The organism is Microbacterium oleivorans (assembly GCF_001644225.1).
GTDB classification, from domain to species: domain Bacteria; phylum Actinomycetota; class Actinomycetes; order Actinomycetales; family Microbacteriaceae; genus Microbacterium; species Microbacterium gawkjiense.
This window is the reverse complement of the sequence record NZ_LSTV01000003.1, coordinates 343,712-354,882: the sequence shown is the minus strand read 5'-3', so window position 1 is coordinate 354,882 and position 11,171 is coordinate 343,712. Positions and strand designations below refer to the sequence as shown.

Below are 11,171 nucleotides of genomic sequence, written 5' to 3'. Positions count from 1 at the left end.
GATGCTCCCACACCACCCCCGCAAGGGCTTCGTAGTGAGGCAACGTCACTGACTCTTCGCTCGACTCCCGAACAGGACGGCACGCAACGATCAGAAGATCGTGTCGGGCTCATCACCACGGGGCTTCGAGGTGGAGTCCCCATCCTAGACCACAAGGCCTTGTTCTCTCTAGGAGAGGTTTGGGATGGATTTCGTTCTCCGCTTGAGGGGGCCGGAGGCCTTTCGGTCTCTCGCTCTTCCCTGTGGGGCGAACGAGTAATAAGTTACGCCGCTCCCCCGGGTCGGGCAAATCATGTTCGCATCCCGGGCGTGTCGCGCAGGAATCCGCGCCGTACGCAGAGAGGCCGCCCTCCCCACGGCGGGGACGACGGCCTCTCGGAACGCTTCGGTCAGGAGACGAACACCCCTGCGAGAGTCTTCTTGCCGCGCCGCACCACCGACACGCCACCGGGCAGCGAACCGGAGACGACGTGCTCCTCGTCGGCGACCTTGACGCCGTCGACCGACACCCCGCCCTGAGCGATCGCCCGGCGCGCCTCGCTCGCGCTCGACACGAGACCGGTCTCGAGCAAAGCCTGGACGATCGGCACGCCGCCGGCGGCGGTCATGTGCGGGAGTTCTTCCAGCGCGGAGCGCAGCGTCGGGGCATCCAACGCGGTCAGATCGCCCTGACCGAAGAGGGCGTCCGATGCGGCGGCGACGGCGGTCGCGGCATCCACCCCGTGGACGGTCGTCGTGACCTCCATCGCCAGCCGGCGCTGCGCGGCGCGGCGGAAGGGTTCGTCGGCGACGAGCCGCTCGTACTCCTCGATCTCGGAACGCGTCAGGAAGGTGAACACCTTCAGTCGCGCGATGACGTCGGCGTCGTCGGTGTTGAGCCAGAACTGGTACATCCGGTACGGGCTGCACATGTCGGCATCCAGCCAGACGGCGTTGCCCTCGCTCTTGCCGAACTTCGTCCCGTCGCTGTTCGTGATGAGCGGGGTGCCGATCGCGTGAACGGACGTCCCCTCGACCCGGTGGATGAGGTCGGTCCCGCTCGTCAGGTTGCCCCACTGATCGCTGCCACCCGTCTGCAGGACGCAGCCATACTGGCGGTGGAGCTCCAGGAAGTCCATGCCCTGCAGGATCTGGTAGCTGAACTCGGTGTAGCTGATGCCCGCATCCGAGTTGAGGCGGGCGGCGACGGCATCCTTCTTCAGCATCGTGCCGACGCGGTAGTGCTTGCCGATCTCGCGGAGGAAATCGATCGCGCTCAGGGGCGCCGTCCAGTCGAGGTTGTTCACCATTCGGGCGGCGTTGTCCCCCTCGAAGCTGAGGAAGCGCTCCACCTGACCGCGCAGACGCTCGACCCACTCAGTGACGGTCTCACGGGTGTTGAGCGTGCGCTCCGCCGTCGGGCGCGGGTCCCCGATGAGCCCGGTGGACCCACCGACGAGGCCCAGCGGCTTGTGCCCAGCGAGCTGCAGCCGTCGCAGGAGCAACAGCTGGACAAGGTTGCCGAGGTGCAGGCTGGGAGCGGTCGGGTCGAACCCGCAGTAGTACGTGATCGGCTCCCCCGAGAGGAGCTCGCGGAGCGATGCCTCATCGGTGGACACGTGCACGAGACCTCGCCAGACGATCTCGTCCCACACGTTCGCGAAGGACGGGTCGTTGGCGGGCGCGAGGGCCCTCAGTTCGGCGCTCGGAGCGGATTCAGACACGCCTTCCAGGCTATCAGCGGGCGTGCGGCGGCCCCGCGTGCCGGCACGGCTCAGATCGACGTCCCCCACCAGAGGAGGAAGGCGGCACCGAGAGCCGTCACCCAGCTGACCAGGCTGCCGATGAGGAAGTACTCGGCGCGCGTACCCAGGTCGCTGTCACGGGAGATCTCGGGGAACCGCACGATGCCCTTCGCCGCGAGGACCGCCGCCAGGAGCGTGAACGCGCCGGTCACCGTCAAGGCGAACACGAGCACACGCTCGAGCGGGCCGATGAGGCGGCCGCCCTTCAACGCGTTCGGGGCATCGGCCGCGACGTCTCCCCCGCGGAGCGCGGCGCGGACGACCACGTTGCCGGATTCGCTCAGGAAGACGACTGCGCCGAGCACGAACAGCGCCACGTCCAGGCTGACCGCGCCGAGCGGGGAATCCGCGGGCCACGCCTCGCCGAGCGGGCCCTGATCCAGGCGCACCCCGTCGAACGCGACCGCGACGAACGCGACGACCGCGACCGCGACGAGCGGCCAGAGACCCGCCCGGCCCCCGGCTGAGCCGGGCGTCGCGAGGACCCAGACGGCCGCGACCGCGACGGCGACGAACGCCCACACCACCGCGTCCGCACCGGCGGCACCGATGAGGACGACGAGAGCGGCAACCGCGTACGCACCGGCGCGGCCCCGAGACGGCACGTACAGGCGGATGAGGTCGGCGACACCCACCGCCAGAAGGACGATCCCCGCGCCGATCACGAGAGCTCCCGGCTCAGGTCGGCGAAACCCGCGACGAGCGCCGCGGATCCCGCCGAGGCGAGCGCCTGCGAGACCGCGGGCTGGGTGACGCCCTCAGCCTCGGCGAGCTCCCGCTGGGTACGGCCGAGGCAGCGTCCGTAGGTCAGCCGTCGCGTCCGTTCGCTCATCGACGCGACGAGATCGTCCCGCGCGAGCAGGTAGGCGTTGGCGTACGCGATGCGGTGGAGCATGACGGCATCCTGCCCCTCCGCGGCGGCGATGCGGGTGCGCGCGCGCGGCACGGCGCGGTCCTGCAACCGGTGGGCCTCGTCGATCGCGGCCCGAGCCGCCCACCATCCGGGTCCGTCCGTGATCGACTCGTCGACGGGGTCCACCGCGCCGACACCGACCCCGAACCTCAACTGAACCCCGTCGGGGAGGTGCAGCTGCACGAGCAGCAGGGACGTCAGCGCCGCCGCGAGTCCCGGGTAGACGGCTTGGAACTCGTCCCCGACGGTCGCGGTGAGGGGTGCACCGGCGACCGGGTGGTCCGCGTGGACGCGTTCCGCGGTCGCCACGATCGCCCGCTGCGCCGCCGCGCGGTCCGGAAGGGTGCGTGATCCGACGATGTCGGCGATCACCGCTGCGTCGTCGCTCATAGGGACAGGATAGGCCGCTTATGTCGAGCTGGCAATAAGTGTTTTGCTTATCTTGTCGAGGTGATAAGTGAGAGAGACGGTCGGAGAGTCACGCGCTCAGGGCGCGAGCGAGTTCCTGGGTGCGCGCGACGAGCGCGGCGCGCTGCTCCGAGACCCGCTCCGGAGCCGTCCCGCCGGACCCATCTCTGCTCGCCACCGATCCCTCGACCGTGAGGACCTCACGCACCCCCGGTTCCAGGTGCGGTGACACCTCGGCGAGGAGGGCGTCGTCGGCATCCGCCAACTCGATCCCGCGCGACTCGCACGCCTGCACCAGCGCACCCGAGATCTCGTGCGCGTCCCGGAAGGGCACACCTCGCTTGACCAGCCAGTCCGCGACGTCGGTGGCCAGGGAGAACCCCTCGGGCGCCGAAGCCGCCATGCGTTCCGTGTCGAAGCGGAGGGTCGCGATCATGCCCGCGAACGCCGGCAGCAGCACCTCGAGGGTCGCCACCGAGTCGAAGACCGGCTCCTTGTCCTCCTGCAGATCGCGGTTGTACGCGAGCGGCAGCGCCTTCAGCGTTGCGAGCAGACCGGCCAGGTTGCCGATGAGGCGACCCGACTTGCCCCGCGCGAGTTCGGCGATGTCGGGGTTCTTCTTCTGCGGCATGATGCTCGAACCCGTCGAGAACCCGTCGTCCAAGCGGACGAAGGAGAACTCCCGCGTGTTCCAGATGATGATGTCCTCGGCGAAACGCGAGATGTCCACACCGATCATCGCCGTGATGAAGGCGAACTCGGCGACCACGTCGCGGGCGGCCGTGCCGTCCATCGAGTTCTCGGCGGGCCGGGCGAGACCCAGCTCGTCGGCGACGAGTTGGGCGTCCAGGCCGAATGTGGCACCGGCGAGCGCTCCCCCGCCGTAGGGCGAGACCGACGCGCGGACCGACCAGTCGCGGAGCCGCTCGAGGTCGCGGACGAGGGGCCAGGCGTGCGCCTGGAGATGGTGGGCGAGCAGGACGGGCTGCGCGTGCTGCAGGTGCGTGCGACCGGGCATGATCGCCTGGGGGTGCGCCTCGGCCTGCGCGACGATGGCGTCGATGACGCGCACGAGGTCCCGCGCGATCACGCGCGAGTGGTCGAGGAGGAACAGCCGCACGAGCGTGGCGATCTGGTCGTTGCGGCTGCGGCCGGCCCGCAGCTTGCCGCCCAGCTCGGGGCCGACTTCGCGGATCAGCGCCGCCTCGAGGGCGCCGTGCACGTCCTCGTCGGACTCGGTCGCGACGAGCTCGCCAGACCGCACCGCCTCGCCGAGTGCATCGAGGCCGGCGTGCATGCGGGCCTCCTCGTCGGCGGTGAGGTAACCGGCACGTCCCAGGGCGCGCGCGTGCGCGTGCGAGCCGCGCAGGTCGTAGAGCGCGAGGGCCCAGTCGAAGTGCGTCGAGCGGCTCAGCGCAACGAGCTCCGGCGAGGGGCCCGAGGCGAAACGCCCGCCCCACAACGCACCCTGATTCGTTGCTTCGTTCTTGCTCTCGCTCACGACTCCACCCTATCGGCGGGCTCCTCGCCGTCCGTCGGCACCGCTCGGCGCGACACCGCCGCGAGCGCACTCTCCAGCGGTCCGCGGCCGACGAGGATCGCCCACAGGCTGCACAGGACGATCGCTCCCAGGCAGAACCACCCGAGCGGATGCAGATCGCGGAACGCCCGCAGATCGGTCGTGTCGCCGAGCACCGCGAGGGCGATGAGAGCCCAGGCGACGACCTGGCCGACGTAGGCGGTCAGGGGCATCGATCCGACGGCGCGCAGAGGTGCCAGCACCCAGGTCAGCGGCGTACGGCACACGAGCAGGCACGCGCCGAGGACGGCCATCGCGAACCCCGTCGACGACACGACCTCGACGATCCCGCCGCTGTGCGCCTCCGCGCTGAGGACGGCCGCGGCGTAGGAGTCCGGTGGCGCCCCGCCGGCCATGACCGCGAGGAGCCCGATGACCGCGCCGAGCGCCGTCAGTGCGACACCCGCCGCGAGGATCAGCGCCTGAGTGCCCGCCCGCCGCAGATCGGTGCGCCCCAGCGCCATCCCTGCCGCGACGAAGGCGATCCACAGCGGGAAGGGGTAGGCCCACCCGACGGCGAAGAAGAGCGTCTCCCCCGCCTCGCCGTCCCAGATCGGCAGGGCGTCGAGGAACGGCAGGAACCAGGGGACGACGAGGGCGACGGATGCCGCGATCCCCCACAGCGCCCACGCCGGAAGCGCCAGCAGGGGCAGGGCGAGGAGGAAGAGGATGCCGTAGGCCGGCAGGATCACGTAGATCGGGACGCCGGTCTGCGTCAGGAGCAGACCGATCGCCCACAGCAGGACGGCCCGGACCGCGAGACGACGGCGGTCGACGCCCAGGCGCGGGGCGCGGTGCGGCATCCGTCCCCCGGTGATGAGCGCGATCGACACGCCCGCCAGCACGGCGAACAGGATCGAGGAGCGCCCGTTGACGACGTCGATCCACGTCGAGGGGTCGGCGAGCCGCAGCGGTTGCTCGATTGTGAGCAGGTGGGCGGCGAGCATCCCGAACACCGCGAGGGCGCGGGCGAGGTCGACGCCGTGGAGCCTGGCGGGGCCGTTCCAGCTCCGCCAGGCACGGCTCACTGCTGCCGGAGCAGCCACACCAGCAGCGCCTTCTGCGCGTGCAGGCGGTTCTCCGCCTCGTCCCAGACGACGCTCTGCGGACCGTCGATGACGTCCGCATCCACCTCGTAGCCGCGGTCGGCGGGGAGGCAGTGCATGAAGATCGCGTCGTCCTTGGCGAGCGTCATGGTCTCCTGGGTCACCTTGTAGGAGCTGAGATCGCGCAGGCGGGCGATCTTCTCCTCCTCCTTGCCCATCGAGACCCACGTGTCGGTGACGATGACGTCGGCACCGGCCGCGGCCTCGTTCGGGTCGGTGAAGAGGGTGAGCGATCCGCCCGTCTGCGCAGCGATCCGGTCGGCGTCTGCGACCACGTCCGCGCGGGGCGCGTAGGCCTCGGGCGAGGCGATGCGCACGTGCATGCCGGCGGTGACGCCGGCGAGCGCGTACGAGTGCGACATGTTGGAGAGACCGTCGCCGAAGAACGTGAGCGTCAGACCCTTCAGCTCGCCCTTGTGCTCGCGGATGGTCAGGAGGTCGGCGAGCAGCTGGCAGGGGTGGAAGTCGTCGCTCAGCGCGTTGACGACCGGGACGCGGGTGCCCGCCGCCATCTCTTCGAGACCTGCCTGCGCGTAGGTGCGCCACACGATCGCGGCGACCTGACGCTCGAGGACGCGCGCCGTATCGGACGGGGTCTCCTTGCCGCCGAGCTGGCTGTTCGCCGTCGAGATGATGAGCGGGGAGCCGCCGAGGTCGGCGATGCCGACGGCGAACGAGACACGGGTGCGGGTGGAGGACTTATCGAAGATGACGGCGACGGTCTGCGGACCCGCCAGCGGCTTCTCCTTCCAGCGGTCGGCCTTGAGCTCGACCGCGAGGTCGAGGATCTCGGCTTGTTCGGCGGGGGTCAGGTCGTCGTCGCGCAGCAGGTGGCGGGTCATGCGGGGGCCTCCGTCGTGTCAGAAGTGTCGTCGGTACCGGGGGTGTCGTCGAGCATCAGGGCGTCCTCGACGGTGGCGAGGGCGCGGGCGAACAGCGTCTGGAACTCGTCGATCTCGACGTCGCCGATCGTGAGCGCCGGGGCGAGGCGGATCGTCGCGTCGTTCGCGGCGTTGATGATGAGCCCGTGCTGCTGCGCCGCAGCGACGACGGCTCCGGCGACGGGATGCCGCAGGGCGACCCCGATGAGAAGCCCCTGGCCGCGGCATCCGGTCACCAACGGGGAACCGATCGCCGTGACCGCGTCGCGGATCTGCCGGCCGCGTTCGGCGGCCGCCTCGACGAGTCCGGCTCGTTCGATCTCGTCCAGGACGGCCGACGCGACCGCGGTCGCGAGCGGGTTGCCGCCGAAGGTCGACCCGTGGGTGCCGGGGTAGAAAAGGTCGCTCGCGGCGCCGAAGGTGATGAGCGCGCCGATCGGGATGCCGTTGCCGATGCCCTTGGCGACCGTGATCGCATCGGGGGTGATCCCGGTGTGCTGGAAGGCGAACCACGCCCCCGTGCGACCGGCGCCGGTCTGGATCTCGTCGATGATCAGGAGCGCGCCGTGGCGCCGGGTGATCTCGCGCGCGGCGGCGAGGTATCCCTCGGGCAGTTCGAGCACGCCGGCTTCGCCCTTGATGGGCTCGACGAACAGCGCCGCGACGCGGTCGTCGATCGCCGCTTCGAGCGCCTCGATCGTGGAGTCGAGGAACTCCACCCCCGGGACCATCGGCTCGAACGGCTGCTGCATGGCGGGCTTGCCGGTCAGGGCCAGCGTGCCCATCGTGCGCCCGTGGAACGCGTTCTTCAGGGCGAGGATGCGGGGGCGCTCGGATCCGCCGTGCAGGCGGGCGAGCTTGAAGGCGGCCTCGTTGGCCTCGGCGCCGGAGTTGCCGAAGTAGACCCGGCCGGACTCCCCCGTGCCCGCGAGCCGCTTGAGGCGGGCGGCGAGCCCGAGCTGCGGCGGCGTCGCGAAGTAGTTGGAGACGTGGCCGAGCGTGGCGGCCTGGTCGGCGACCGCCTGCACGAACACCGGGTGGGCGTGACCGAGGGAGATCACCGCGATGCCGCCGAGGAAATCGAGGTAACGGGTGCCCTCGTCGTCCCACAGGTGAGCGCCCTCCCCGCGCACGAGCATCGCGTACCGTTCGCCGGAGTTGAGGACGAGGTCGCGCGCGGCGTCGTCCTTCCAGCTCGTCGTCGTCTGCACGGTCATCCCGCCACCACCTCGGTTCCGATCCCGCGCTGCGTGAAGAGCTCGACCAGCACCGAGTGGGGCTGGCGTCCGTCGATGATCGCCGCGCGGTTCACTCCGCCGTCGACGGCGTCGAGGCAGGCCTGCATCTTCGGGATCATCCCCGATTCCAGGCGCGGCAGCATGGTCTGCAGCTCCGTCGCGGTCAGGTTCGAGACGAGCGAGTCGCGGTTGGGCCAGTCGGCGTAGAGCCCCGCGACGTCGGTCAGGATCACGAGCTTGACTGCCCCGAGCGCGACCGCGAGGGCGGCGGCGGCGGCATCCGCGTTCACGTTGAGCGAGCTGCCCGGATCGTCGACGTCGGGGGCTATCGAGGAGACGACCGGCACGCGACCGGCGGCCAGCTGGTCGAGGATCGGCTGCGGATCGACGGCGACGACGTCGCCGACGTGCCCGAGGTCGTGCTCGGCGCCGTCGACGACGACACCCCGGCGCCGCCCCTGGAAGAGCCCGGCATCCTCTCCGGACATGCCGGTCGCGAACGAGCCGTGCGCGTTGATCCGCGAGACGAGCTGCGGGTTGATCTGCCCCGCCAGCACCATGCGCACGACGCCGATGGCCTCGGTGCTCGTCACGCGGTAGCCGCCCTTGAACTCGCTCGGGATGTCGAGACGGTCGAGCATCTTGGAGATCTGCGGGCCGCCGCCGTGCACGACGACGACCTTCACACCGACGTGGTGCAGGTAGGCGATGTCCTCGGCGAAGGCGGTCTGCAGCTCTTCGCTGACCATCGCGTTGCCGCCGTACTTGATGACGACGATCTGCTCGCGGAAACGCTTGAGCCAGGGAAGGGACTCGACGAGGACCGCGGCCTTGCCGGCGGCCTCTTCGGGGGTGGTCTGCTGGATGTCGGTCATGACGAGTATGCGCTGTTCTCGTGGACGTAGTCGTGGGTCAGGTCGTTGGTGCGGATCGTGGCCGCGGCATCCCCGACGCGCAGGTCGATGAGGATGTGCGTCGCGCGGGGCGTCAGGTCGACCTCCTCGCGGGGGCGATCGGGGCCGCCGGCCGTGCACACGCGGACGCCGTTGAAGGACACGTCCACGTCGTAGGGGTCGAAGGCGGCATCCGTCGTCCCGATCGCCGCGAGCACGCGACCCCAGTTCGGGTCGTTGCCGAAGATCGCGGCCTTGAAGAGGTTGTTGCGCGCGACCGAGCGGCCCACCGTGACGGCGTCGTCCTCGCTCGCGGCGCCGACGACCTCGATCGTGATGTCGTGGCTCGCCCCCTCGGCGTCGCCCTGCAGCTGCGTCGCGAGGTCGAGGCACAGCTCGGTGAGAGCGGCGGCGAAGTCGACCGGGTCGGGTCGGATGCCGCTGGCTCCGCTCGCGAGGAGCGTCACCTGGTCGTTCGTCGACATGCAGCCGTCGGAGTCGAGCCGGTCGAAGCTGACCCGCGTCGCCTCGCGGAGCGCGGTGTCGGCGGCCGCGGCATCCAGATCCGCATCCGTCGTGATGACGACGAGCATCGTCGCCAGCCCCGGGGCGAGCATGCCGGCGCCCTTGGCCATGCCGCCGACGGTCCAGCCGTCGCGGGTCACCACGGCACGCTTGGGCCGGGAATCGGTGGTCATGATGGCGAGGGATGCCGCCTCGCCCCCGTCGGCGGAGAGGGCGGCAACCCCCTTCTCGACGCCGTCGAGGACCTTGGCGCGGAAGATCTCGTCCCCCGTGCCGATGAGCCCGGTCGAGCACACGAGGACGTCGCCGGCGCCGACGCCCAGGAGCTCGGCGGCCTTCTCGGCCGTCTGGTGCGTCGTCTGGAAGCCGAAGGGTCCGGTGAAGCAGTTCGCTCCGCCGGAGTTCAGGACGATCGCCTCGACGATGCCGTCCCCGATGACCTGCTGCGACCAGAGGATGGGGTTCGCCTTGGCGCGGTTGGTGGTGAAGACGGCCGCACCGACCTTCTTCGGACCGCGGTTGACGACGATAGCGACGTCGTTCGCTCCCGTGGACTTCAGGCCGACGGCCACGCCAGCCGCCTCGAATCCCTGCGCTGCCGTGACACTCACGGGGCTACTCCGTTCACGCTCAGACCCGTCGACTCGGGGAGACCGAGGGCGATGTTCATCGATTGGATGGCGGCACCCGCGGTGCCCTTGACGAGGTTGTCGACCGCGGCGACCACGACGACGCGGTTCGCGGCGCGGTCGATCGCGAGGCCCAGGAGCGCCGTGTTGGCGCCGAGGACGTCCGCCGTGCGCGGGAACCGCCCCTCGGGCAGCACCTGAACGAACGTCTCGCCGGTGTACGCGGACTCCCACGCCTCCCGGATCTGCGCGTCGGTGGCACCGGGCACGATCGGCGCCGTCGAGGTCGCGAGGATGCCGCGCGCCATGGGGACGAGGACGGGGGTGAACGAGATCCGGATGTCCGCCGCGGCGGGCGCGGCGGCGGCGAGCGCCTGACGGATCTCGGGGATGTGGCGGTGCGTGCCGCCCACGGCATACGGGTTCGCGCTGCCGAGGATCTCGGAGGCGAGGAGGTTCGTCTTGAGGCTCTTGCCCGCTCCGGACGGGCCGACCGCGAGGACCGACACGATGTCGCCCGGGTCGATGACGCCGGCGGCCACACCGGGCGCGAGGCTGAGCGACACGGTGGACGCGTTGCACCCCGGCGCGGCGATCCGCCGCGCACCCGCCAGCACGTCACGCTGCTTCCCCCCGTCGACGAGGAGCTCGGGCACGCCGTACGCCCACGGCTCGGGGAAGTCCCCGCCGTAGAACTGGTCCCACGCGGCCTGGTCGGTCAGCCGGTGGTCGGCACCCGCGTCGATGACGAGGGGGACGTCCGCCAGCATCTCGGTGTACTGCGCGGACTGACCGTGCGGCAGGGCGAGGAAGACGACGTCATGGCCGGCGAGGACCTCGGGCGTCGTGTCCTGCAGGGTGAGGTGCGCGAGCGAGCGCAGGTGCGGCTGGTGGTCGATGAGCGACTGCCCGGCGTTGGAGTGCGCCGTGACGGTGCGGATCTCGACCTCGGGGTGAGCGGCGAGCAGGCGGAGGATCTCGCCGCCCGCATAGCCGGAAGCGCCGGAGACGGCGACCGAGATGGTCATGGATTCAACCTTATTGTCTGGGAGGAACGGGGCCGGAACGGCGACACCTGCGGCTCACTCCGAGACGCGGAGCACAGCGGGAGGGTCGCCTAGCGTCGGCGGTCGCCCAGACGTCGACGCGCGCGCGAGCCCGCGGAGGCGGGGAGGATCGCGGCGGAGGACACACCGCGACGGTATCGCCGCGGCA

10 protein-coding genes are annotated in these 11,171 nt (G+C 70.8%); all 10 read right to left on the bottom strand.

What is annotated here, in order from left to right:
• Positions 1–389: 389 nt before the first annotated feature.
• The 10 genes from tyrS to argC all read right to left on the bottom strand — a co-directional run bounded on the left by tyrS (position 390) and on the right by argC (position 10,984).
• Positions 390–1,703 carry a tyrosine--tRNA ligase gene (tyrS, locus tag AYL44_RS10505; protein ID WP_064003233.1) on the bottom strand — a complete coding sequence of 438 codons (1,314 nt, stop codon included), beginning with the start codon at positions 1,701–1,703 and terminating at the stop codon, positions 390–392.
• Positions 1,704–1,753: 50 nt separating this feature from the next.
• On the bottom strand, positions 1,754–2,449 hold the full coding sequence (locus tag AYL44_RS10500; protein WP_064003232.1) for a hypothetical protein: 696 nt from the start codon (positions 2,447–2,449) through the stop codon (positions 1,754–1,756).
• A complete protein-coding gene (locus AYL44_RS10495; RefSeq protein ID WP_064003231.1) occupies positions 2,446–3,087 on the bottom strand; it encodes a SatD family protein in 642 nt (213 codons plus the stop codon). The genes AYL44_RS10500 and AYL44_RS10495 overlap by 4 nt, the downstream gene beginning before the upstream one ends.
• Positions 3,088–3,175: 88 nt before the next feature.
• Complete coding sequence (argH, locus tag AYL44_RS10490; RefSeq protein WP_064003230.1) at positions 3,176–4,606, bottom strand: argininosuccinate lyase; 1,431 nt, start codon at positions 4,604–4,606, stop codon at positions 3,176–3,178.
• Positions 4,603–5,730, bottom strand: a complete 1,128-nt coding sequence (locus AYL44_RS10485; protein WP_064003229.1) for a heparan-alpha-glucosaminide N-acetyltransferase domain-containing protein — start codon at positions 5,728–5,730, stop codon at positions 4,603–4,605. The genes argH and AYL44_RS10485 overlap by 4 nt, the downstream gene beginning before the upstream one ends.
• Complete coding sequence (argF, locus tag AYL44_RS10480; RefSeq protein ID WP_064003228.1) at positions 5,709–6,632, bottom strand: ornithine carbamoyltransferase; 924 nt, start codon at positions 6,630–6,632, stop codon at positions 5,709–5,711. Before argF ends, AYL44_RS10485 begins: the two co-directional genes overlap by 22 nt.
• Positions 6,629–7,888: an acetylornithine transaminase gene (locus AYL44_RS10475; protein ID WP_064003227.1), complete on the bottom strand. Its 1,260-nt coding sequence runs from the start codon at positions 7,886–7,888 to the stop codon at positions 6,629–6,631. Before AYL44_RS10475 ends, argF begins: the two co-directional genes overlap by 4 nt.
• Complete coding sequence (gene argB, locus AYL44_RS10470) at positions 7,885–8,784, bottom strand: acetylglutamate kinase (RefSeq protein WP_064003226.1); 900 nt, start codon at positions 8,782–8,784, stop codon at positions 7,885–7,887. Before argB ends, AYL44_RS10475 begins: the two co-directional genes overlap by 4 nt.
• A complete protein-coding gene (gene argJ / locus AYL44_RS10465; protein ID WP_064003225.1) occupies positions 8,781–9,938 on the bottom strand; it encodes a bifunctional glutamate N-acetyltransferase/amino-acid acetyltransferase ArgJ in 1,158 nt (385 codons plus the stop codon). The genes argB and argJ overlap by 4 nt, the downstream gene beginning before the upstream one ends.
• On the bottom strand, positions 9,935–10,984 hold the full coding sequence (argC, locus tag AYL44_RS10460; protein WP_064003224.1) for an N-acetyl-gamma-glutamyl-phosphate reductase: 1,050 nt from the start codon (positions 10,982–10,984) through the stop codon (positions 9,935–9,937). Before argC ends, argJ begins: the two co-directional genes overlap by 4 nt.
• Positions 10,985–11,171: the final 187 nt, after the last annotated feature.

Bases quoted from the DNA above. Each gene is read 5' to 3' on its own strand.
- argB (WP_064003226.1), bottom strand. From the start codon at position 8,784: ATGACCGACATCCAGCAGACCACCCCCGAAGAGGCCGCCGGCAAGGCC.
- argF (WP_064003228.1), bottom strand. From the start codon at position 6,632: ATGACCCGCCACCTGCTGCGCGACGACGACCTGACCCCCGCCGAACAA.
- AYL44_RS10495 (WP_064003231.1), bottom strand. From the start codon at position 3,087: ATGAGCGACGACGCAGCGGTGATCGCCGACATCGTCGGATCACGCACC.
- argC (WP_064003224.1), bottom strand. From the start codon at position 10,984: ATGACCATCTCGGTCGCCGTCTCCGGCGCTTCCGGCTATGCGGGCGGC.
- AYL44_RS10475 (WP_064003227.1), bottom strand. From the start codon at position 7,888: ATGACCGTGCAGACGACGACGAGCTGGAAGGACGACGCCGCGCGCGAC.